The sequence below is a fragment of the Streptomyces bugieae genome (assembly GCF_036352915.1).
GTDB classification, from domain to species: Bacteria; Actinomycetota; Actinomycetes; order Streptomycetales; family Streptomycetaceae; genus Streptomyces; species Streptomyces endophytica.
In genome coordinates, this window is sequence record NZ_JAZBJP010000001.1 from 613936 (window position 1) to 635915 (window position 21980).

At 70.9% G+C, this 21980-nt stretch carries 20 protein-coding genes; 5 read left to right on the top strand and 15 right to left on the bottom strand.

Annotated features, from left to right (window positions below; all coding sequences use genetic code 11):
• Nucleotides 1-93: 93 nt before the first annotated feature.
• Nucleotides 94-996 carry an alpha/beta fold hydrolase gene (locus tag V2J85_RS02970; RefSeq protein WP_261953254.1) on the bottom strand — a complete coding sequence of 301 codons (903 nt, stop codon included), beginning with the start codon at nucleotides 994-996 and terminating at the stop codon, nucleotides 94-96.
• 111 nt (nucleotides 997-1107) lie between these two features.
• On the opposite strand from V2J85_RS02970, the gene V2J85_RS02975 reads away from it, so the two are divergent.
• Nucleotides 1108-1659 carry a helix-turn-helix domain-containing protein gene (locus V2J85_RS02975; protein WP_261953253.1) on the top strand — a complete coding sequence of 184 codons (552 nt, stop codon included), beginning with the start codon at nucleotides 1108-1110 and terminating at the stop codon, nucleotides 1657-1659.
• 64 nt (nucleotides 1660-1723) lie between these two features.
• Here V2J85_RS02975 and V2J85_RS02980 read toward each other — a convergent pair whose 3' ends face one another.
• Nucleotides 1724-2452 (bottom strand): class I SAM-dependent methyltransferase, encoded by a 729-nt coding sequence (locus tag V2J85_RS02980; protein WP_261953252.1) that lies wholly within the window; start codon nucleotides 2450-2452, stop codon nucleotides 1724-1726.
• Nucleotides 2453-3039: 587 nt separating this feature from the next.
• On the opposite strand from V2J85_RS02980, the gene V2J85_RS02985 reads away from it, so the two are divergent.
• The gene (locus V2J85_RS02985; RefSeq protein WP_330820535.1) at nucleotides 3040-4587 is read left to right on the top strand and encodes a hypothetical protein; all 1548 of its coding nucleotides are present in this window, start codon (nucleotides 3040-3042) and stop codon (nucleotides 4585-4587) included.
• A 97-nt stretch (nucleotides 4588-4684) separates the two neighbouring features.
• Here the strand turns inward: V2J85_RS02985 and V2J85_RS02990 are convergent, their stop codons facing one another.
• The 3 genes from V2J85_RS02990 to V2J85_RS03000 form a co-directional block, all read right to left on the bottom strand.
• Nucleotides 4685-4990 carry a hypothetical protein gene (locus V2J85_RS02990; protein WP_330820536.1) on the bottom strand — a complete coding sequence of 102 codons (306 nt, stop codon included), beginning with the start codon at nucleotides 4988-4990 and terminating at the stop codon, nucleotides 4685-4687.
• A gap of 58 nt (nucleotides 4991-5048) precedes the next feature.
• The gene (locus V2J85_RS02995) at nucleotides 5049-5381 is read right to left on the bottom strand and encodes a hypothetical protein (protein WP_330820537.1); all 333 of its coding nucleotides are present in this window, start codon (nucleotides 5379-5381) and stop codon (nucleotides 5049-5051) included.
• Between the two features lie 282 nt (nucleotides 5382-5663).
• Nucleotides 5664-6359, bottom strand: coding sequence for a TetR/AcrR family transcriptional regulator (locus V2J85_RS03000; RefSeq protein WP_261953248.1), 696 nt, complete (start codon nucleotides 6357-6359; stop codon nucleotides 5664-5666).
• A 104-nt stretch (nucleotides 6360-6463) separates the two neighbouring features.
• Between V2J85_RS03000 and V2J85_RS03005 the strand changes: the two genes are divergently transcribed.
• Nucleotides 6464-7876 carry a serine hydrolase domain-containing protein gene (locus V2J85_RS03005; RefSeq protein ID WP_330820538.1) on the top strand — a complete coding sequence of 471 codons (1413 nt, stop codon included), beginning with the start codon at nucleotides 6464-6466 and terminating at the stop codon, nucleotides 7874-7876.
• Between the two features lie 112 nt (nucleotides 7877-7988).
• Here the strand turns inward: V2J85_RS03005 and V2J85_RS03010 are convergent, their stop codons facing one another.
• Nucleotides 7989-8756, bottom strand: coding sequence for a DUF3761 domain-containing protein (locus V2J85_RS03010; RefSeq protein ID WP_330820539.1), 768 nt, complete (start codon nucleotides 8754-8756; stop codon nucleotides 7989-7991).
• 238 nt (nucleotides 8757-8994) lie between these two features.
• On the opposite strand from V2J85_RS03010, the gene V2J85_RS03015 reads away from it, so the two are divergent.
• The gene (locus V2J85_RS03015) at nucleotides 8995-9708 is read left to right on the top strand and encodes a DUF6333 family protein (protein ID WP_330820540.1); all 714 of its coding nucleotides are present in this window, start codon (nucleotides 8995-8997) and stop codon (nucleotides 9706-9708) included.
• Nucleotides 9709-9773: 65 nt separating this feature from the next.
• On the opposite strand, the gene V2J85_RS03020 is transcribed toward V2J85_RS03015, so the two are convergent.
• The 9 genes from V2J85_RS03020 to V2J85_RS03060 all read right to left on the bottom strand — a co-directional run bounded on the left by V2J85_RS03020 (nucleotide 9774) and on the right by V2J85_RS03060 (nucleotide 20015).
• Nucleotides 9774-11039 carry an alpha/beta hydrolase gene (locus V2J85_RS03020; protein ID WP_261953244.1) on the bottom strand — a complete coding sequence of 422 codons (1266 nt, stop codon included), beginning with the start codon at nucleotides 11037-11039 and terminating at the stop codon, nucleotides 9774-9776.
• A 155-nt stretch (nucleotides 11040-11194) separates the two neighbouring features.
• A complete protein-coding gene (locus V2J85_RS03025) occupies nucleotides 11195-11911 on the bottom strand; it encodes a GntR family transcriptional regulator (protein ID WP_330820541.1) in 717 nt (238 codons plus the stop codon).
• Nucleotides 11912-11994: 83 nt separating this feature from the next.
• On the bottom strand, nucleotides 11995-13377 hold the full coding sequence (locus tag V2J85_RS03030) for an aldehyde dehydrogenase family protein (RefSeq protein ID WP_330820542.1): 1383 nt from the start codon (nucleotides 13375-13377) through the stop codon (nucleotides 11995-11997).
• On the bottom strand, nucleotides 13374-14378 hold the full coding sequence (locus tag V2J85_RS03035; protein ID WP_261953241.1) for a proline racemase family protein: 1005 nt from the start codon (nucleotides 14376-14378) through the stop codon (nucleotides 13374-13376). The genes V2J85_RS03030 and V2J85_RS03035 overlap by 4 nt, the downstream gene beginning before the upstream one ends.
• A gap of 13 nt (nucleotides 14379-14391) precedes the next feature.
• Nucleotides 14392-15312 (bottom strand): dihydrodipicolinate synthase family protein, encoded by a 921-nt coding sequence (locus tag V2J85_RS03040; protein WP_261953240.1) that lies wholly within the window; start codon nucleotides 15310-15312, stop codon nucleotides 14392-14394.
• Between the two features lie 166 nt (nucleotides 15313-15478).
• Entirely contained in the window at nucleotides 15479-17023 is a 1545-nt protein-coding gene (locus tag V2J85_RS03045; protein ID WP_330820543.1) for an FAD/NAD(P)-dependent oxidoreductase, read from the bottom strand.
• The gene (locus V2J85_RS03050) at nucleotides 17001-17324 is read right to left on the bottom strand and encodes a (2Fe-2S)-binding protein (protein ID WP_261953238.1); all 324 of its coding nucleotides are present in this window, start codon (nucleotides 17322-17324) and stop codon (nucleotides 17001-17003) included. Before V2J85_RS03050 ends, V2J85_RS03045 begins: the two co-directional genes overlap by 23 nt.
• 60 nt (nucleotides 17325-17384) lie before the next feature.
• Nucleotides 17385-18542, bottom strand: coding sequence for an NAD(P)/FAD-dependent oxidoreductase (locus V2J85_RS03055; RefSeq protein WP_330820544.1), 1158 nt, complete (start codon nucleotides 18540-18542; stop codon nucleotides 17385-17387).
• Nucleotides 18543-18644: 102 nt separating this feature from the next.
• Nucleotides 18645-20015 carry an aminopeptidase P family protein gene (locus V2J85_RS03060; protein ID WP_261953236.1) on the bottom strand — a complete coding sequence of 457 codons (1371 nt, stop codon included), beginning with the start codon at nucleotides 20013-20015 and terminating at the stop codon, nucleotides 18645-18647.
• 217 nt (nucleotides 20016-20232) lie between these two features.
• Between V2J85_RS03060 and V2J85_RS03065 the strand changes: the two genes are divergently transcribed.
• Complete coding sequence (locus tag V2J85_RS03065) at nucleotides 20233-21978, top strand: ABC transporter substrate-binding protein (protein WP_261953235.1); 1746 nt, start codon at nucleotides 20233-20235, stop codon at nucleotides 21976-21978.
• Nucleotides 21979-21980 lie beyond the last annotated feature (2 nt).

Genomic DNA, 21980 nt, shown 5'->3' on the forward strand with positions numbered 1-21980 from the left:
GGCGTACACGCCGAGGCGCCGAGGCAGTGAGGCGGCGAGATGCCGGGTGCACGTCAGGCGCTGGCATGTGCTGTCAGCAGGGCGGCCCTGTCGTCAACGCATCCTTGAGAGCAGGTCGTTGACGGCCCCCATCACCGCGTCCGCCCGCTCCTCGTGCAGCCATCCATGCCCCGCGTCGTCGAGGACGCGCTGCTCGCCGCGCGGGGACTCGGCCGCCACTTCGGCGTGCAGGGCGCGCTTGTTCTCGTTGATCTCGCGCAGCAGCTCCGGCGGCCACAGATGGGCCTGGGTGGCGTCGTGCCCCATGGCCGTGAGCACTATCAGCGGCACGTCAGGGGTGCCCGGGGCGTCCCGAAACTCCGCGGAGACCTTGTCGTAGAGGTTCTGGTTCTCGCGCGAGGCAGCCCGCCATGTGGCGAGATGGCGCGCGACCAGGGGCTCACGTACCGGCTCCGGCCATGCGGCGAAGTGCTGGACCATCTGGGCGCGGGACTGCTCCAGCTGATCCGGCGTGGGCTCCGCCGACTCCTGGCTCCCCATCTGCTCCAGCATCTCGTCGAGCCTCTCCCGTACCTGGCGCGGGGCGCGGGTCGCCATGTCCTCGTGGAAGGGGTCGAGCAGGAGCAGGCCGGCCACGTCGTCGGGGAAGCGCCTGGCGTAGTGGCGCGCGTAGGCCCCGCCCAAGGAGTGGCCGATCAGCAAGTAGGGGCCGGGAACGTCGGCGGTCTGGAGTAGCTCGCGCAGTTCGTCGGTCACTTCGGCGGCGGTACGGGGCAGTTCGGCGGGGTGGCTCCAGCCGTTGCCCCCGCGGTCGTAGAGCACGCTCGTGGTCAGCTCGGCGACGCGGTGGTGGATGTTCAGATAGTCCAGGCTCATCAGCCCAACGCCCGCGAGGAACACCGCCGTTGGGCCGCCAGCGCCGGAGCGGTACACCATCAGGCGGCGACCGCCGCCGATGTCGTGCAGACGCCCCAGGGGAGGTGGCGTGTCAGTCATGGTCTGCTCCTCTGCCATGTCAGTGCCGAGCGCCGGCGCATGCCACTGAGCGGCTCACCAGCACCACATTCTCAAGTTTGAGAACAGTATCACTCGTGAGACCATAACCGCATGGACACGGTCGACCTCCTCCTGCACCCCGTGAGACTGCGCATCGTGCATGCCATGTCCGGCGGCCGGACACTGACCACCTCGCGGTTGTGCACGCTGTTGCCGGACGTATCGAAGGCCACCGTGTACCGGCATGTGGGCGTACTGGCGGACGGCGGCCTGCTGGAGATCGCGGGCGAACAGCGCGTACGCGGCACCATCGAACGCCGCTATCGACTTCGGCGGGAGCGCGCGGTGATCGACGCCGACACCGCCGCTTCGGTTCCGCCCGAGGACCACCGGCGGGTGTTCGCCGTGGCGATGGCGACTCTGCTGTCCGAGTTCAACGCTTACCTCGACCGTCCCGGCGCCGCACCCGCCGCCGACTTGGTGGGATACCGCCAGCACGCGATGTGGCTCAGCCCGGACGAACTCACCGAAATGATCGGCGAAATGCGCGAGGTCCTGCTGCGCCGGATCACCAACGAGCCCTCACCCCAACGCACCCGTTACCTGGTCAGCCCGATCCTGTTCCCCTCGGAGGAGTCACAGGCAGCCAGCGACGAGGAATAGGGGCTACAAAACACGCTTCAAGGTCGTCACGATGCGATCCGGCCGAGCAGACTGCTGAGGGCATTCATCGCGATACGTCCGACTTGACGGGCGATATGTCGGAGGCGCCGAGCGCATCGATTGGTCGGCGCAGTTGCCACACCTTCGCGGGGGGCAGATTTCCCCACACGGTCCAACAGCCGATGGCGTACTGGTTGTGGTATTGGTTCAAGAGAAGTTTGACGTCGAGTTGACGGCGGGCCTCTGAGCGGGATGTCAGCAAGGTGCGGACCCAGCGACTACCGCAATAGGAGAAGTAGGTGAGAGTCCCACCTGGGCGGAGCAGCTCCAAGTAGCGACCCATGATCTCCTCAACCTGCCAGAGGGAGAAGTTGGAGAACGGCAGGCCAGAGACGATGACGTCATAGCGGCGGTCCGTGCTGAGCTGTTCGACAAATACGTTATGGACGCGTATTTGCTCCTGCTTGTCAGGAAAGTTCTGGTGGCCGTGCACCAGGCGACGCAAGTGCGCGGCGAAATGAGCGTTGGCTTCTACGATGTCCAGGCGGCTGCCCTGAGGCAGGCGGGGAAGCAGGGCTCGTGTGACCGAGCCGGTACCCGCACCGACTTCCAGGACGTTGGAAATGCGCGGCGCTCGTTCCAGCACCGGATCAGCGAGCAGGTTGGCCAGCGGCTTGCTGCTGGGGGCGATGGAACCGACCGTGCGATGGTTCCGTATCGATTCCGCCAAGAAGGTCCATCCTTCGTTGGCATGCTGGGTCCGGGCGCGGCTGTGGGGGGTGTTTTTGTTCATTAAGAAAAGAAATACCTGAGAGAATGTGAAGCGGTTGTGTTCGGCAAACCGCACTTCGAGCGCGGGGGAATCAGGCTATGACGACAGGGGGCATGGGGGGAAGGGGGATCGGCGAAACCTTCGTGTTTGCCTGGACATCAAGAGGGCGGGCGGGTCAAAGGGTATGCTCGCGCGAAAACTTCCCGCAGGCGGCGGATATGCAACGGTCGGCCGCGAACTCCCGTAACAGGCACCGTGGTTCAGAGGGAACGCCGCCAACGCCGGGCAGCCGAAGCCGATCCCGTCCCGGCGCAGCCGCGGCAGCGTGGCCGTAGACGACCTCGCTCAGATCCCCACAGGGCCCCAAAGCCGGACTGTCCTGAAGTGCCATGACTGGCCCCGCGGTCATTCTCTGGACGGACGGCCACCCACCCTGGGACCTAGACAGTTGCGTCACGGCAGCTGGTCGTTGGGCGGTGGGTCTGGGTGTGCCGGCTGGGCCGTCTGGCGCGCACGGCTGAGCCGCACGCCGAAGCAGGGCCGGCAGCCACGGGACGCCTTCTCATCGTGACAGGAACTTGCTGGTCGGCCCGCGCGTCGTGTCCGGTGTGACGAACAACGAAACGAGCCCGGCCACCCGCCCCGATGACACGGGCAGCGGGAAGACCGGGTGCGGCAACAGCGGCAGCGACACCATCGTCGGAGACATCCAGAACCTCGCCGTGGCCTGGGAGAAGCTCCATTACGAGTATGAGGAGTACCACGACGGCTCCCACGACCGGCTGGTCCTGGATTGCGCGGCGAGGCTGGGCGCCGATCCCGGCGGGCCGCTGGCCTATGTCTGGATATTCGGGCTGGTGGTGGCCGTGCCGCATCTGTCCTGGGTGCCCGGCGATGGGGTCAAGGAGGCCGCGCTCCAGGCACTCAGGGTTGCGGAGCCGGCCCTGTCGGCTCAGGACTGCGTGCATGACTCCCATCCGTACGAGATGCACGATGCCGAAGAGGACGAGGAGTTGCCCGGCTGGTTGATCGACCTCGTCGACGACACGCAGGAGTGGTACGAGGACCGCCCGCGCGACGAGTGGCGCTGCCCGCGCAACGCCGCCGGGTTCGCGCGGATCGCCCTGGATCTCCTCGACCCCGGCTCGGTCTCGGACGTCCCGCCGCGGCTCCCGCCGGAGGCGAACGCGACCATCGACACGCTGTCCGCCCTCCTCGAGGGCTATCCGAAAACCGATGTCTACGACGAGATCGAGGAGCAGGCCCGGGCCCTGCGGTCCGCCGAGGACCCGGACGACCGGGCCGGGCGGATCATGGTGGTCAGGGCGGTGGGCTGGTACGCCACATCCGGCATGGTGCGCCACAAGGGCGTCCTCGACGAGCTGATCGAGGCGCTGGAGGAGGCCCTGAGCCACTCCCCCGCCGATCCCTGTGAGCACGCCTGGGACGCGCACCCCCTCCTGCCCAATTTCGCGCCGGAGGCCGCCAGGCTCGGCATCGAACTGAGCTACCCCGGTGGTCGCCTTCGCTACGAACGCCAGCGCACGGAGCAGGGAGACCACGGCGCACCACTGGAGATCATGCTGTGCCCCGCCTTCATCGCCGGGCTCGGGCAGGAGTCCCTGACGCAGCTGCGCACCAGCCGCGACCGTCTCTTCGGGCCGCGCGACGTCTCGCACGTGGACGCGGAATACCTGGACGCGGGCGGCAGGCTGCAGATCGAGAAGATCGCGCAGCGGGTCGAGTTCACCTCCCGGAACGAGCAGTACGCCGAGGATCTGGGCCTATGGGCGGCGCGGCGCTTCGAGCACGCCGACAGCGCGCGCGAGCGTGCCGTGCTGCTGCTCGCGGCGTACCAGACGATGCAGATCGCCTATCCGGCGCCGGCGCGATCCGTGGCCGAGGACGTGCTGCGGGTGCTGCGTACCGTCGCCGCCGCGCCGCGCCCGGCGGAGTGTGCCCACGACGACGCCCACCCGCAGCTGCGATACGCCGGCTTCCGGCACGCCATGGCGCACTTCTACGCCCCTGAGGACTTCCCCACGCCCGAGAAACCGGACCAGGCGCGCGGCGAGGCGGCATGGATCTGCCCGCGGTTCTTCGGTGAGGTCGCCGAGGAGGGGGTGCGGAATCTGGAAGTCCTGGTCACGGACTGAGTCGTTCGGCTGGACTCTCGTGCGGAGTGTGGCCAGGGCGATGATGGTGGCGGCCTGGTTTACCTCATTGTGCCGGCCTGGCGGCTCTTGGACGTGGTCAGTCGCCGTCTGGATAGTGCCAGTTGATGGCGGCTGTGGCAGCGGGGGCGAGTGCGTGGACCCGTTCACGGAAGGCGGCTTCGAAGTGCGGACGCCAGGCATAGAAGCGACTGATGCCGATCGGGTGGTCGGTCTCGCCGGAGATCCAGTGGCGTCCGTCCTCCACGCTCCACCCGAGGCCGACCTCGTGCTCCTGCAGGCCTTCCGCACGGATCAGTTCGGCGAGTGCGCTCACGACGGACTTGGTCTGCGCCTCGTCGGCCAGTCCGTGCACCTCGAAGTCGAGCATGATGTTGACACCCATGGGCCAATGCTACGCAGCCAAGTTCACGCGGAATCAGGTCCCCAGCCGGCGGGATCCCTCAGATCACCGGTTCGTCCCCGCTCGGGCCAGTCAAGTGCCTCGTCCACCCCGCGTACGGGTTCTCCTGTCCGGTGCCTGGTTCTTTGTCTTCTGCCAAGGCGGCCAAGGCGACTATGCGGGCCTTGTATTCGGCCTGTGGGATCTGCCCGAGGGCCGCGAGGCGTTCAAGTTCAACGGCTTGGACTTCATGGGCGATCTTGCGGCTCTGTTCCACTTGTTCTCGGCTGTACTTGACAGCCTTGGCGCGCTCTCTGGAGCGTGTACGGTGCAAGCCCTCGGGGATCATCCGTGCGGTCTGTTCCCAGTAATCGTCGTGCGTGCCCGACCACATGTCGCCACCTCGTTCTTGAGTGATAGCACGGAATGTCCGCTTGAGGACATCCTGGAGCCGACATCCAGTCTGACGCCATACGTGGGAGCGTGAACGCCTGGTACCGCAAGCTCCAGTCCAGGGCCCGACGGCGACCCCTTGCGCAACTTCCGTAAATGGCAAGTACGTTGGCGGCCGCGACCAGCAGAGGCGCTCCGGGCCTGGGCGGGGTCCCCGCCACCGTAAAGCCCCGGTCGGGAGGGAACCGGGACCTGGTCGGGTGGCTGTGGTCCGGGCACCGGGTTACGTGTGCCGACTGGTGCCGGCGGCCGTGAGGCGGGCCTCGAAGCCGTCGAGGAGGGACTGGAGGCCGAACGCGAAGGTGTCGTCGGGTGCTGCGGCGTACTCCGTGGCGGCCGTGGTGTTGAGGCGTTCGCGCAGGCGTGGGAATTGCCTGGCGGTCTCGGTGGCGCGGGTCATGGCGTCGGCCATCCGTTGCTCCGGGTCCGCGCCGCTCTTGCTCAGCCGGCGGTTGAGCGAGACCTGTGCGGCAGGGCCCAGCGTGCTGCCGAGCACGAAGGTGAAGACGGTGGCGGCCGCCCGGTCCGCGTCGGCGGCGGCGAAGCCCGCCTTCTCGTAGATGCCCAGGCTGAGGTCGTTGTGCCGGGCCTGGCCGGGCCCGTGCAGGAGGTGGCTGCCGAATGCCTGGCCGAGCCAGGGGTGCCGGGTGAGCATCGCGTGCATGCCGGTGGCGTGGGCGGTGGCGGCCGTGCGCCAGTCGGTGGCGTCGAGATCGGGCAGCTCGACCTCGTGCCAGATCGCGTCGCTGGCGAGTCGGACCAGCTCGTCCTTGGTCTTGATGTGCCAGTAGACGGCGGTGGCGGCCGAGCCGAGCCGTTTCGCCAGGCTCCGCATGTTGAGACCGTCCAGCCCCTCGTCGTCGAGCAGCTCGATGGCCTCACGGACGATCCGGTCTGCGGTCAGGGTGTCTCGCGGCATGTCCATCACCCTACTTGAACTTAGTTCACGCACCGCCTTGCACTTTGTTCAAGTGAGACCTACGCTCCTTCTCGTACTTAGTTCAAGTGCCCGGAGGGGGAGCCATGTTGCAGGACAAGCTGTCGGAGTTCGTCAAGACGCAGGCCACGGAGCTCGGCGTTCCCGGTGTCGCCGTCGGGGTGCTCCTGGACGGACAGGAGATCTACGCCTCGCACGGCGTCACGAGCCTCGCCAACCCGGTCCCGGTCGACGAGAAGACGCTGTTCCACCTGGCGTCGGTGTCCAAGACCTTCACGGCGACCGCGCTGATGCGCCTGGTCGCCGAGGGGAAGGTGGACCTGGACGCGCCGGTGCGGCGCTACGTGCCCGAGCTGAAGCTGGCCGACGAGCAGGCCGCCGCACAGATCACCGTCCTGAACCTGCTCAACCACACCGCGGGCCTGGACTGGAACCTGATCGACGACGGCGAGGGCGACCGCTCCCTGACCGGGCTCGTGGCGAAGCTGCCCGGACTGCCGCTGATCGCACCGCCCGGCGCCCGCGCCTCGTACAGCCAGGCCGGATACAACCTGGCCGGGCGGATCGTGGAGAAGGTCACCGGCCTGCCCTTCGAGCAGGCCATGGCCTCACTCGTCCTGGAGCCGGTGGGTCTTTCGGACACCGTGTACGGACTGGCGGAGGTGATGGTCCGCAAGTTCGCCGTGGGCTACAACCGGGACGACGACGGCGAACTGCGTGCCGCCCGGCCCTGGGGAGCGTTCAACGAGGGCGCGCGCCGGGACAACCCCGGCGGCGGCCTCGCCTCCTCGGTGAGCGATCTGCTGCGCTGGGCACGGTTCCAACTCGGCGACGGAGAAGGCGTGTTGCCTGCCGTGGAGCTGCAGCGGATGCGGGAGCAGACGGTCGCGCTGCGCAGCAGTACGCTCGGCGACGGCTTCGGAATCTGCTGGTTCCTGCACGACTGGGACGGTCTCCACGGCATCGGACACGGCGGCTCGGGCAACGGCCAGTTCGCCGAGCTGCTCATCGTCCCCGAGCGGAACTTCGCGGTGGTCTCGCTGGCCAACGTCGGACCGGACGGCTACCCGTTCAACCAGTCCGTCGTGCGGTGGGCGCTGGAGCACTGCCTGGGCGTCGTCGAGAAGACGGTGGAGCCGCTCCCGTACGACGAAGGAAAGGCCCAACAGGTCGTCGGTCGCTACGAGATCGACGCCATGAACCTCGACATCGCCACCGACGGCACCCGCCTCACCCTGGCGGTCGGGATCAAGCCGGAGATCCGCGCGGCATCGGACGAGGAGATGCCCCCGGACTACCCGGCCGCGGCCATCGGCTTCCTTCCCGGCGACAACGGCGAAAACGACGACAGCGATGGCGACGGCGACGGCGACGAGTACATCGTCACCGAAGGCGGTCTCGAGGGGCAGCGCGGCTACTTCTCCCGCGACGCCAACGGCGCCATCACAGGGATCGACCTCGCCGGCCGCCTCTTCAACCGGGTCACGGAAGCATCCTGATCCCACGCCGAGGGGGGCGGACCCGAGCGGTTCGCCCCCATCGGCCACTGGCTGGTGTGCCTCTGAGCTGCTGCGATGGTCCGTAACCAGGCCGATCTTGTCGACGCCCCCGCTACGAAGGCACGCTGGCCAGCCAGACGGCCACGCCACGGTGATGCGAGCAGGTACCCCGACGATGGGCGGAATAGCTGTAGGAACCGTCGTTGCACTGGGCCGTGGCACCGGCCGGCGCCTGTGGCGAGCCGGCCGAGGACGCAGAGGAACTGGATTCGTCGCCCGACGAGTCGGAACCACCTGTCAGTGAGCTGGAGCCGCTGTCGGAGGAGCCATCGGTCTGGTCGTCCCCCGTGCCGGCGACCGTGGAGGAATCGCCCGTGCCGGAAGTGGAGGAGTCTTCGCTGCCGGCAGACCCCGTCGGGTCGTCGCAGGTCTCGCCCTCGCTGGACTTGACGGTGTCGAACGTGAGCGTGTCATCGGCGCTCATCGTTTCGCCGGCCGCGGGTGTCTGAGCACAGACCGTCCAGTTGCGGTCCCAGACCTGCTGACGGCCCTGGCCCGTGGCATCGGTGGAGTCGAGGCGGTAGAGGCCGTCGTCCTGCGCTGCGTCCTGGGCTGCCTGGAGCCCCATGCCGACGAAGTCATCGACGGTGACGGTGTTCGGCTTGTCGTCGAAGGTGGACAGCGACGAGGAGGCGCTGGACGACGAGGTGTCGGGCGACGCAGCCGTGGGCGACGAAACCTTGGACGACGAGGCGTTGTCGTCGTTGATCAAGGCGCCACAGCCGCCGACCGCGAGCAGCGCAGCCAGCATGATGCCGCAGCCCACACGCACGTTCTTCTTGTCCTCCGCCGTCGGCTGAGGCCTCTGATTCCGGGCCATGTACAGGTCCCCCCTGTTCCTATGTGCTGCGCGCTCCCCTGCGCGCATGGCCCTGCCCTCGGTCGTGAACCGGTGCCCGCTTGCGGCGGGGAGCAGGTGCCATCGGAGCGATGACTTTAGCCTTGCGCGGCCGCGTAGGTGAGCGTTCAACGAAAATGAAGGCGCGGCGTGACCCGCCATGAGAAGACCGCCACCCACTCTCACTTACAGGCGTTGGCCCGCGGCTACGCTCGGCGCCATGAATCCCGTATCACCCGGTACGCAGGTGGACCTCCGCCACCACGGCCATGCGCATCTGGTCATCGTCCATCCCCCCTTCACCGCCCCGCTCCCACCCACAGTGCGGCCGGCCACGGTTGCCCACGATCCAGCGGCGGCCAAAGCCGCGGTGCTGTCCCTGTCCACCGTGTCAGCGATCCGCCGCCAGGACGCCCCGTCTCGGCTGGAGCACCCGGGGCATCCGGCCAGCCGGGAAGAACTGGACGAGGTACGCGCGGCCGTGTGGGGCTCCACGGTGAAGATCACCGATCCGGCCCTGGTCGAAGACGGGATCATGGCCAGTGCGCTGGAGGACGAGTTCCAGGCACAGAAGCAGAAGCATCCGCACTCCCGGATCATCGCGGTCTGTGAACGCGACTTCGGCGCCTCCTACAGCAAGATCCTCGTCGCTGTGCCCGGCGCTCCGGACCTGACCGTGGAGGGCTTCGAGGAGCTGGAGGTCACCGGCGACCCGCGCACCACCCTGACCACGGCAGGGATCGACCCCGGCCAACTGAGCGACGAATACGGAGACGGCGAGGAGGAGTTCTCCTTCCACAACGGGGACCTCCTCCACATGCTCACCGGTGGCGCACTGTCCGTCTATGTGAATGAAGAGCGCCGCGAGTCGGCGTTCGTGGTCGACCGGAGCGAGGAGGGCGAGGACAGCATCTGCGAGGTCTGGTTTCCCTAGGCGGCTCCCCCGGTGCTACGGGTAGCGGGGCCTTCCCGGCTGGTACGCCCCCGGCCCCGCTTCCGTCAGCCGCGGCCGGCGGCCAGGTCCATCAGGCGGGCGAGGACCCGGTCGCCGGAGGCGGCAAGGCCGTCGTGTTCCCATTCGTTGGTGACCCAGGCACGTGCGGCGCCGATCTTGCGGGCGGTGTCCAGGGACAGACCCGCGTCCACGTACATGTCGTCGTGGTAGACGACCGCGGCGAGCGGGACGCGGTTGGCGGCGAGGCGGTCCGGGTCGTACAGGGGCGGCCAGTCGGTGCGCCCGGCGAGCAGGTCGGCGGCCTGTGCGAAGGGGCGCAGACCGCGGATGTCCTCGAACATCCAGCGGTAGATCATCTCGCCGGTGAGCAGCAGGGGGTCCGCGGCCTCGGTGAATTCGGGGAAGGCGGCGAGGGCACGGGAGGCCGCCCAGCCGGTGGGGCCGGCGCCCTGGCCGTACAGGGTTTCCTGGAGGACGGCGAAGAGCGGGTTGTCGGTGAAGCCGGTCAGGCCCATCACCTGGTACAGGAAGGTGTCGGTCGGTCCGCCGTCCTCGTCCAGCGCTTCGTCGAGCAGCCAGTGCAGGCGCTCGAACCCGTCGCCCATGCCGAGCAGCAGGCCGAGGGTGCGCAGCCGGCGGACGGTGAGCCGGTCCCCGTCGGGCAGGCGTACGTCCTGCGCGGTGAGCAGATCGGCCAGCCGGCGCAGACATCGGGCGTCGTCCGGATAGCGGGCGTAGAACTCGTGGACCCGGTCGCGCACGCGTGGATAGGTGCGGGCGTAGACGTCGTCGGCGGTGGCCGTGAGGCCCGGGAGGCCGCCGGCGACGTAGCAGGCCCGGAGTCCTTCCGGGGCCTGGGAGAGGTAGGTGAGGGTGAGGAAGCCGCCGTAGCTCTGGCCGAGCGTCTCCCAGCGCTCCCCACCGCACAGCGTGTGGCGGATCAGCTCGGCATCGGCGACGATCGAGTCGGCCCTGAAGTGGCCCAGATATGCGGCGAGTTGGGCCGGGTCCTCACAACGCGCGGCGGACCGGGCGGTGACCGGGGTGGAGCGGCCGGTGCCCCTCTGGTCGAGGAGGAGGACGCGGTGCGTGGTCAGTGCGTGGGCCAGCCAGCCGGGCGAGGTGCCCGACGGGCGGGGGGACTTGCCGCCCGGGCCGCCCTGCAGATAGAGCAGCCAGGGCAGTTCCTCGCCGGCGCGGGAGCGGTCGGTGATCTCGCGGGCGAAGATGCGTATCGTCTCGCCGCCGGGGGCGGCGTGGTCCAAGGGGACCGTGAAGGTGTGGTCGACGGTGGTGTGTGCGGGGTTCATGGTCCCTTCCCGGGCGCGTGGGTGAGGTGTGGTCGGACCGGCCTGGGACAGACAGTCTGTGGTCACCGCACGTCCGGGGGAACTCCCGCTCGGCCATCACGCCGTGTTGTGCACGGCCCGGCACCGGCCGGTCCGCCCCGGGCGGGGTCCGGTCGTCAGCGGGAACTCAGGCGGACATTGCGGCCGTGCCGGGCGGGGGTGCGTTCCTGCGCGCTCTCCGCCCACAGGGAGCGGACGTGGCTCAGGTGGCGGGCCATGCACTTCTCGGCGGCCTTGGCGTTGCCGGCCACCATCAGGTCGAGGAGTTCGATGTGCTCCTCGGCCGAGGGGAGCAGCTGGTCGCGTTCGTCCAGGGCGGTCAGGCCGTACAGGCGGGAGCGCTTGCGCAGGTCACCGACCGTCTCCACGAGCCGGTCGTTCCCGGCGAGCGCGAGGAGGGAGAGGTGGAACTGGCGGTCGGCGTCGAGGTAGCCGATGAGGTCGTGGTCGCGGGCGGCGCGCACGATCTCCTCGGCGACCGGGCGCAGCGCCTCCAGCTCCTCGCGGGACGCGCTGCGCGTGATGCGGCCGATCATGGGGACCTCGATGAGGGTGCGGATCTCGGTGTACTGGTCGAGGTCGCGCTCGTTGACCTCGGTGACCCGGAAGCCCTTGTTGCGGACGGGTTCGACCAGGCCTTCGCGGGCCAGGTCGAGCATCGCCTCGCGCACCGGCGTCGCGGAGATGCCGAAGTCCTCCGCGAGGCCGGGTGCCGAGTAGACCTCGCCGGGGCGGAGTTCGCCCGAGATCAGGGCCGCCCGCAGGTGGTGGGCGACCTGGTCGCGCAGGCGCTCCCTGGTGGTGTTGAGATTGCGCTGCGTGAGGTGGCCCATGTCGTGGTGTTTCCCTTCGTGCCCTTGTCCCTCGTGGCCGAGCGGATCACCAGCGTACAATGTCACGTTGTTTTCGCAGGTGGCTACGGGTGTGCGGGGGCGAGGGTGTAGGTGCGGGTCGAGGTGTAGAAGTCCAGGGCGGCGCGGCCCTGTTCGCGCGGTCCGTGGCTGGATGCCTTGGTGCCCCCGAACGGCAGGTGGAAGTCGACACCGGTGGAAGGGGCGTTGACCCGGATCATGCCGGTGTCGAGCCGGTCGAGTCCGTGCAGGGCGGTGTCGAGGGATGCCGTGTGTACCGAGGTGACCAGGCCGTACGGAACGGAGTTGGTCATCCGCACCGCCCGGTCCAGGTCGTCGGCGGGGAGCAGTACGGCGATCGGGCCGAAGGTCTCCTCCCGCAGGAGCGGGTGGTCGGCGGGGACGTGCTCCAACAGGGCCGGCGCCGCGTACCAGCCGTCGCTCGGGACGGGCGCGGGGGTGCCCACGAGTGCGGGCAGTCCCCGGCGGGCCTCGACCACCCGGTTGCGGGCCCGTTCGTTGATGAGGGGGCCGCAGACGGTGGCGGGGTCGGTGGGGGCGCCCACCGGCAGGGCCCGCAGGTGTGCGGCCAGTGCCTCGCGCAGCGGCGCGAGGGCCGCGCCCACGGCGATCACGCGGCTGGTGGCGGTGCACTTCTGGCCGGCGTATCCGGCGACGGCGGCGGCGATGTGTGCGGCCGCGGTGTCCATGTCGGCGTCCGGCAGGACGATCGCCGCGTTCAGCCCGCCCATCTCGGCCTGTACGGGGACACCTCGGTCGGTGGCGGTCCGCGTGACGGCCCGGCCGACCGCGGTGGAGCCGGTGAAGGAGATGACGTCGGCGGACGAGACGACGGCGTCACCCTCGGTGGCACCGCCGGGCAGCACCGTGAACACCCCGGCGGGCAGCGCCTGTTGCACGATCTCGGCCAGGCGCAGCGCGCAGCCGGTGGCTTCGGGTGCGGGTTTCAGTACGACCGCGTTGCCGGCGGCGAGCGCGGGGGCCGCCTTCCAGGTGGGGATGGCGAACGGGAAGTTCCAGGGGGTGATCAGGCCGGCGACGCCGTGCGGCCGGCGGCGGCTGAGCAGCAGTCCGGGGCCGGCGGCCGGCTCGTGGACCGCGCCGGTGGGGTCGTGCGGGGTCTGGGCGTAGTAGCGCCAGATCGCGGCGGTGCGGGCCACCTCGGCGCGGGCTTCGGTGACCGGTTTGCCCACCTCGCGTACGGCGAGCGCGGCCAGTTCGTCCGCGGCCGCCTCGACGGCGTCGGCGATCGCGCCGAGGGCGGCCGAGCGGGCGGCCGCGCCGCCGAGCAGCCAGCCGGGCTGTGCGGTGCGGGCGCGTTCGACGGCGTCGGCGGCGGCGAACGCGCCGGGTGCGGCGGTCTCCACGACCACGTCGGAGGGGTCGGCCGGGTTGCGGGAGACAACCGGGGCCAGGGCGGTGCTCACAGGAGGAAACCTCCGGGGAAGGGGTCGTCGGGGTCCAGGAAGTACTGGGCGGTGCCGGTGATCCAGGCCCGCCCGGTGATGCGGGGCACGACGGCGGGCAGGTGCCCGATCTCGGTCTCTTCGACGAGCCGCCCGGTGAACCGGGTGCCGATGAAGGACTCGTTGACGAAGTCGCGGTGCAGGGGCAGGGCGCCGCGGGCGTGCAACTGGGCCATCCGCGCACTGGTGCCGGTGCCGCACGGCGAGCGGTCGAACCAGCCCGGGTGGATGGCCATGGCGTGCCGGGAGTGGTGGGCGTCCGCGCCCGGGGCGGCGAGGTAGACGTGTTTGACGCCCGCGATCTCCGGCCGGGTCGGGTGGACGGGCCGGTCGGGCGAGGCGTTGATCGCGTCCATGAGGGCGAGCCCCGCGGCGAGCAGATCGTCCTTGCGGGCCCGGTCGAACGGCAGCCCCAGGGCGTCGAGATCGACGAAGGCGTAGAAGTTGCCGCCGAAGGCGAGGTCGTACGTCACCGCGCCGTAGCCCGGTACGTCCGCCGTGAGGTCGAGGCCGACGCAGAAGGCGGGCACGTTGGTGAGCGTGACGGACTCGGCCCGTCCGTCCTCGACCTGGACGTCGACGCTGATCAGGCCGGCGGGGGTGTCGAGGCGGACGGTGGTCACGGGCTCGGTGACCTCGACCATGCCGGTCTCGACGAGGACGGTGGCCACCCCGATGGTGCCGTGTCCGCACATCGGCAGGAGGCCGGAGACCTCGATGAACAGCACGCCGTAGTCGGCGTCGGGCCGGGTCGGGGGCTGGAGGATGGCGCCGCTCATGGAGGCGTGGCCCCGCGGCTCGTACATGAGCAGGGTGCGCAGGTGGTCCAGGTGCTCGATGAAGTGCAGCCGGCGCTCGGCCATGGTGGTGCCGGGGATCACCCCGACGCCGCCGGTGATCACGCGGGTGGGCATGCCTTCGGTGTGTGAGTCGACGGCGTGGAAGACGTGGCGGGTGCGCATGGTCTCCTCCCGGTCAGCGGTGGCCGGCGGCGACGGTCTTCTCGGTGGCTGCCCGCACCTCGGCCTCGACAGTGCCGGACAGTGGCAGACGGGGCGGCCGGGTCGGGCCGCCGTGGCGGCCGACGATGTCCATGGAGAGCTTGATGGCCTGCACGAACTCGGTCTTGGAGTCCCAGCGCAGCAGGGCGTGCAGGGACCGGTACAGCGGCAGGGCGGTGTCCAGGTCCTGGGCCACGGCGGCACGGTAGAGCTCGGCGCAGGCGGCGGGGAAGGCGTTGGGGTATCCGGCGATCCAGCCCACGGCCCCGGCCAGCGCGAGCTCCAGGAGCACGTCGTCGGCGCCGATCAACAGGTCCAGTCCGGGGGCGAGTTCGGCCAGTTCGTACGCCCGGCGCACATCGCCGGTGAACTCCTTGACCGCGACGATGCTGCCCTCGCCGTGGAGGCGGGCGAGCAGCGCGGGGGTCAGGTCGACCTTGGTGTCGATGGGGTTGTTGTAGCCCACGATCGGCACGCCGGCCCGGGCGACCTCGGCGTAGTGGGCCCGTACGGCCGACTCGTCGGCGCGGTAGGCGTTGGGCGGCAGCAGCAGGACGCTGCCGCAGCCCTCTTCGGCGGCCTGCTCGGCCCAGCGGCGGGCCTCGGCGCTGCCGTACGCGGACACGCCGGGCATCACGCGCGCACCGTCGCCGGCGGCCGCGACGGCGGTGCGCACCACGCGGGCGCGTTCCTCGTCGGTCAGGGTCTGGTACTCGCCCAGCGAGCCGTTCGGCACCACGCCGTCGCAGCCGTTGTCGAGGAGCCAGCGGACGTGTGCGGCGTAGGCGTCGTGGTCGACGGACCGGTCCGCACGCAGGGGCAGGGCGGTGGCGACCATGATGCCGCGCCAGGGGCGTTCGGCGCTCCAGGTCGTGGCGGTGGAGGCGGTGGTCATGAGGGAGCCCTTCTGTGGATGGGTGTCTCTGGATGGGTGTCTCTGGATGGGTGTCTGTGGACGGGTGACTGTGGACGGGTGTCTGTGACGGGTTCTGCGGGGTGTGGCATGGCGTGTGGTGGTGCGTGGTGCCCGTGGGCGCGGGCGGTGGGCGCGGCGCGTCCGGTCAGCGGCCGGCGCCCTTCTCCGGATCGGCGCTTTCCTCCAGACCGCCGCCTTCGGATGCGGTCACCTCCGCGAGGGCACCGAGCACCTCCAGCCGGACGGGCACGGCCAGCGGGCGGCGCTCCGGAGACGGCGACGGCTCCGCTCCCGGCCCCTCCGCGGCCAGGCAGGCCACGGCGGTCCCGCACATCCGGCCCTGGCACCAGCCCATGCCGGCGCGGGTGAGGAGTTTGACGGTGCGGGCGTCCCGGGCGCCGTAGTCGGCGACCGCCTCGCGGATGTGGCCGGCGCTGACCTCCTCGCAGCGGCAGACGTCCGTGGTGTCGTCGAGCCACCGGGTCCATCCGGCGCCGGGTGCGTGTGCCGCGGCCATCACGGACGCGAAGGCGCGCATCCGGTCGCGCCGGCGGCCCAGGGCACGGGCCCGCCCGCTTTCGGTGAGCGCGGGCCGCCCGCCGAGCCGGGCCGCGATCGCGAGACCCGCCACCTCGCCTTCCACGCATGCGAGTTGCACGCCACCGATGCCGCCTGTCTCGCCCGCCGCCCAGATGCCGGGTACCGAGGTCTGCTGCTGTGCGTCGAGGTCGAGGGCGTGGCTGCCGTCCCGGGTGCGCCGGGTGGCGCAGCCCAGGCCGGTGGCGAGTTCGAGCTGCGGGACGAGACCGAAGCCGACCGCCAGGGCGTCGCAGGCGATCCGGCGGCCCGACCCCCGTACGGGCCGCCAGTCGCGGTCGAGCCGGGAGACCGTGACGGCCTCCACCCGGTCGGCCCCGTGCACCTGGGTCACCGCGCTGCGGGTGCGCAGCCGCACCCCGTGCCGCAGGAGCGCCGTGCCGTGCACCGCCGCCTCCGCCATCTTGTGCGGGTTGGCGGCGAGAACGCGGAGGTGGCGGGCGTAGCCGAGGTAGCCGGCCGCCTCGACCACCGCCGGGACGCGGGCCCCCGCCGTGACGAGCGAGGCGGCGACGGCCAGCAGCAGCGGACCACTGCCCGCCACCACGACCCTTCCCCGAGCTCTCGGCTGCGCTCGAGCAGGGGAGACCCCAATCCCAGGCACCACCAGGCCGGACTTGAGCATCGCCTGCGCTCCCCCGGCACCCACCACGCCCGGCACCGTCCAGCCGGGGAACGGCAGTTGCCGCTCGTACGCGCCGGTCGCGAGCAGCACCGCGCGGGCCCGGACCCGGGCCGGGCGCTCCCCGTTGCCGTCCGCTCCGGTCACGGCGTGCACGTCCCACAGGTCCTTGGGCTCCGCGCGGACGACGGTCCAGACATGGTGTCCGGCGAGATGGGTCACGCCGCTGTCGGTCAGGCGACGGCGCAGGTCGGTGAAGGTGGACCAGTCGTGGTGCAGCGCCTCGGGGCGGGTGGCGCCGAGGGCCGGGGCGGGGTGCCGGTAGAACTGCCCGCCCAGCTGTGACGAGGTGTCCAACAGGGCGACGGACAGGCCGAGTTCGGCGGCGGTGACGGCACCGGCGAGGCCCGCGGCGCCGGCCCCGATCACCGCGAGGTCGTACTCCGGGTCATCGGACGGCGAGATCGTCATGGCCGTGTCCCTCCTGGGTCGTGACGGCGTCGCCGGGCCGCGCCGGGACCAGGCAGGCCCGGCGGTTGGGTTCTCCGTTGACGGTGGCGAGGCAGTCGAAGCAGTGCCCGATGCCGCAGAAGGCGCCGCGCGGCCGGCCGCCGACGCGGGTGGTGCGCCAGGCGAGGATGCCGGCGGCCCACAGCGCGGCGGCCAGGGACTGGCCGGGCAGCGCGGTGATCGGGCGGCCGTCGAAGGTGATCTCGAACGCGGCGTCGGGCGCCGCGCCGACGAGCTCGGCGGGGCTGCGGTCACGCGCCATGACACGGCTCCTTTCGCAGGGGGTCGGTGCGGGGGCGGCGAGGGGCCGGCGAAGCGGCCATCACGCCTCTCCCCCGCCGAACCGGTCGGGTCTGAACGGGGTGATGTCCAGCGGGAGTTCGCCGTCCGTCAGGGTCTCGGCGATGATCCGTCCGGTGGCCGGGGCGAGGCCGATGCCCGCTCCTTCGTGGCCGCAGGCGTGCAGCAACCCCGGTCGGCGCGGATCGGGCCCGATCGCGGGCAGGTGATCGGGCAGGTAGGGGCGGAAGCCCGCGTACGTCCGCACGGCCCGCACCGTGGCGAGGACCGGGAAGAGCCGGACCGCCTGCCCGGCCAGGCGGCTCAGTGCTTCCACCGACAGTGAGCGGTCGAAGCCGACCCGCTCCCGGCTCGCGCCGATCAGGACCGGGCCCGCCGGGGTGCCCTCGACAACGGCGGAGGTCTGCAGGGCCGCCGAGTCGCTGGCGACGTCGGCGACGTAGTCCGCGGCGTACACCTTGCGGCGTACCAGGCGCGGCAGCGGCTCGGTGACCAGCACGAAGCCGCGCCGGGGCCGCACCGGCAGCTGCACGCCGGCGAGCCGGGCCAGCTCGCCGCCCCATGTCCCCGCCGCGTTCACGACGTAGGGAGCGTGGAGGTCACCGGAAGGCGTCCGCACTCCGCGCACCTCGCCCTGGGCGCCGGTGAGGATCGCGGTGACCTCCTCGCCGAGCCGGAGGCTCACCCGGTCGCCGGCCGCGCGCAACAGGTGGGCGGCGGCGAGGGCAGGCTGCACCTGGGCGTCCTGCGGGTAGTGGACGCCACCCGCGAGGCCGGGGGCGAGGTGCGGCTCCAGTTCACGGAGCCGCCCGCCCGGCACCACTTCCGCCGTGACCCCGGCCTCCGTCTGCCGTGCGGCGAATTCCCGCAGCGCGGACAGGCCCTTCTCCTCGGAGGCGACGACGAGGCCGCCCTTGGCCTCGTACTCGATCCGTGACGGCAGCACCACGGCCAGTTCGCGCCACAACTGCGTGGAATAGAGGGCGAGTCGGAGCTCGGGGCCGGGTTCCTTGTCGGAGACCAGGAGGTTGCCTTCGCCGGCGCCGGTGGTGCCGCCGGCGACGGAGCCGCGGTCGAGCACGGTGACGTGCAGGCCCCGCCGGGCCGCATAGTAGGCACAGGCGGCGCCGACCACGCCCGCGCCGATGACGAGGAGATCCGGAGAGTTTCTCGTGGGCACGTCAGTAATATTTCACATTGCACCCACGTTGCCAAGGGATCTCCCCGCCTCCGCGCCAATTCCCTTGCCGCGGCCCGGAAAAGCCCCAGGTGACGGGTGAGCTCAGCCCGCCATCAGCTCACCCATCCAGGCCTCCACCGCCTCGGGCGTCCGCGGCAGGGCGCCCGACATCAGCCGCGCCCCGTCCGCCGTGATCACCAGGTCGTCCTCGATCCGTACGCCGATGCCGCGCAGGTCCGGCGGGAGCGTCTCGTCGTCCGGCTGGAGGTAGAGCCCCGGCTCGACCGTCAGCACCTGACCTTCCGCCAGCACCCCGTCCAGATAGGCGTCGGCCCGCGCCTGGGCGCAGTCGTGCACGTCGAGCCCGAGCATGTGCCCGCTGCTGCAGAGGGTGTAGCGGCGGTGGAAGTCCCCTTCCGGGTCCTTCAGGACGCCCCAGTCGGTGAGCCCCTCCGCGATCACCCGCATCGCCGCACGGTGGAAGTCGCGGAACCGTGCGCCCGGCCGCAGCGCGGCGATGCCCGCCTCCTGGGCCGCGAGCACCAGGTCGTACACCTGCCGCTGCACCGGGGAGAAGCGTCCGGAGAGCGGCAGGGTGCGGGTGATGTCGGCGGTGTAGAGGGTGTCGGTCTCCACGCCGGCGTCCAGGAGGAGCAACTGGCGGGCGTCCAGCGGGCCGTCGTTGCGTATCCAGTGCAGGACGCAGGCGTGGGCGCCGCCGGCCGCGATGGTCTCGTAGCCCGTGCCGTTGCCCTCGGCGCGGGCCCGCAGCCCGAAGACGCCCTCGATCCAGCGCTCGCCGCGCGGATGGGCGAGGGCGCGCGGCAGACTGCGGACGACGTCCTCGAACCCGGCGGTCGTGTGGTCGACGGCGAGCTGCAGCTGCGCGACTTCCCAGGCATCCTTGACGAGCCGCAACTCGCTGAGCACGGATGCCAGTTGGCCGTCCGTTGCGGCGTTGCGCCCCGGCGGCAGGGCGCCGAGGCCGTCGAGGTGGACGCAGCGGACGCCGGTCATGCGCTCGGCCTCGGCGAGGTCGGGGCGGCGACCCACCCAGAACTCGCCGTAGCGCCGGTCCCGGGCGAAGCCGCTGTCGGTGCGCGGCGAGCGGGGGCGGAGGTACAGGACCGCCTCGTGCCGGTGCGGTCCGTCCGGCTCCAGGACCAGGACGTGACCCGCCTGCTCCTCGCCGGTCAGGCCGGTGAGCCAGGCGTAGGCGCTGTGCGGCCGGAAGCGGTGGTCGCAGTCGTTGGAGCGGACGGTGAGGTCACCGGCGGGGACGATCAGCCGTTCGCCGGGGAAGCGGGCGGAGAGGCGCTGCCGGCGGGCCGGGGTGACGTCGGCGGCGGACAGCCGGATGGCGTCCGGCAGCGGCGTCGCCGCCCAGCCGCTCGCCAGGAACCGCTCCAACTCCGGCGTGACGGGCAGGTCATGGCTGACGGTCCGCGGGGCGGTGGGAACAGCTTCCGTCATGGGTTCTCCTCCTCGATTGCGGTGCGGTTCACAGGGCGGTTCGCAGTGCGGTTCACAGGGCGGGTCACAGGGCAAACGCCCCGCCTCCGGCGGCAGTTCACTCGGGCACAGCTGGATAACGGGGCGGTCGACACCTTGTCAGTGCAATTTCACATTACTATGTTACGGGTCACATTCCAGCCTGACGGCTGTCCGACTGTTCACGGAGTGACCACTGATGAACAAGCGCACCCGTACCGCCGCCGCCTGCCTGGCGGCGGCCCTGGCCCTCGGCGCGACCGGCTGTGCCGGCGGCAAGGACTCCGCGGACGGCAGGGGCCGCGGCACCAACCCCGCCCTGGTCAACCAGGGCAAGGTCGTCGGCGGCACCCCGAAGCGGGGCGGCACCCTCACCGTCCTGTCCAACCAGGACTTCACCCACCTCGACCCGGCCCGCAACTGGGTCATGAACGACATGGACTTCGGGACCCGCCTGCTCTACCGCACCCTGGTGACCTACCGGGCGGCGCCCGGCCCCGCGGGCGGCACCCTCGTCCCCGACCTCGCCACCGACCTCGGCACCCCGTCCCACGGCGCCCGGACCTGGACCTTCCACCTCAAGAAGGGCGTCAGATACGAGGACGGCACACCCGTCACCGCGCGGGACATCAAGTACAACGTGGAGCGGTCCTTCTCGCCCGACCTGCCCGGCGGCGCCGACTACGCGGCCCGCTACCTCGCCGGCGCCGAGGGGTACAAGGGCCCCGCGGACGGCGAACACCTCGCCTCCGTGAAGACGCCGGACGACCACACCCTCGTCTTCGAACTGCGCAAGCCCTTCGCGGAGTTCCCCGACGTCACCGTGATGCCGACCTTCGCGCCCGTGCCCCAGGCCCGCGACGACGGACCGCGCTACGACAACCGGCCGTTCTCCTCGGGACCGTACAAGATCGAGTCGTACGGGCGGGACAAGCGCCTGGTCCTGGTCCGCAATCCGTACTGGGACCCGAAGACCGACCCGGTGCGCAAGGCCTACCCGGACCGGCTGGTCGTGGAGATGGGCCTGAAGGCCAACCAGATCGACGACCGGCTCATCGCCGGCCAGGGCCCGGACGCCTCCGCCGTCCCCTGGTCCGCGCTGCGGCCGGAGAGCGCGGCCAAGGTGCTGCCGCACGCCGACGTCAGGGCGCGCCTGCTGGCGGAGTCGACGAACTGCACGGACATGGTCCAGATGCACACCGGGCGGGCGCCCTTCACCGATGTACGGGTGCGGCGGGCGGTGCAGTACGCCCTCGACAGGGACTCGGTGCTGACCGCGTCCGGCGGCCCGGCCTTCAACGACCTGTCCACCGCCTACATGCCCGCCTCGCTCTTCGGCGGAAAGCAGCCCGACACCCTCAAGATCCCCACCACCGGAGACGTCGCGAAGGCCAAGCAGCTGCTGAAGGAGGCGGGCAAGCCGGACGGCTTCTCGACGGAGATCACCGTGTCCTCCGGCGACAAGGGACGCGCCGAAGCCATCCAGCAGTCCCTGGCCAAGGCCGGCATCAAGGTCGCCATCAACACCGTCGATCCGTCCGCGTTCTACGCCACCATCGGCGACACCAAGAACCGCACCGACCTGGTCTTCACCGGATGGTGCCCCGACTACCCCTCCGGCTCGACGTTCCTGCCGTTCGTCTTCGACGGCCGGTACATCAAGGAGAAGGGCAACTCCGGCAACCACTCGCTCTTCCGCGACCGGCCGACCATGCGGCGGATGGACGAGATCGCCGCGATGACCGACGCCCGGCGGGCCGACCAGGCCTGGCGGCAACTCGACGGCGAGATCCTCAAGAAGGCCCCCGCCGTCCCGGTCCTGGTGCGCCGCTGGCCCCTGGTGCTCGGCGGCAACATCGCGGGCGCCTACGGCCAGACCTCCTTCGGCGGCCAGCTGGACTACGCCTCCGTCGGCCTCAAAGACCCCGCCAAGAGCCGGGCTTGAGG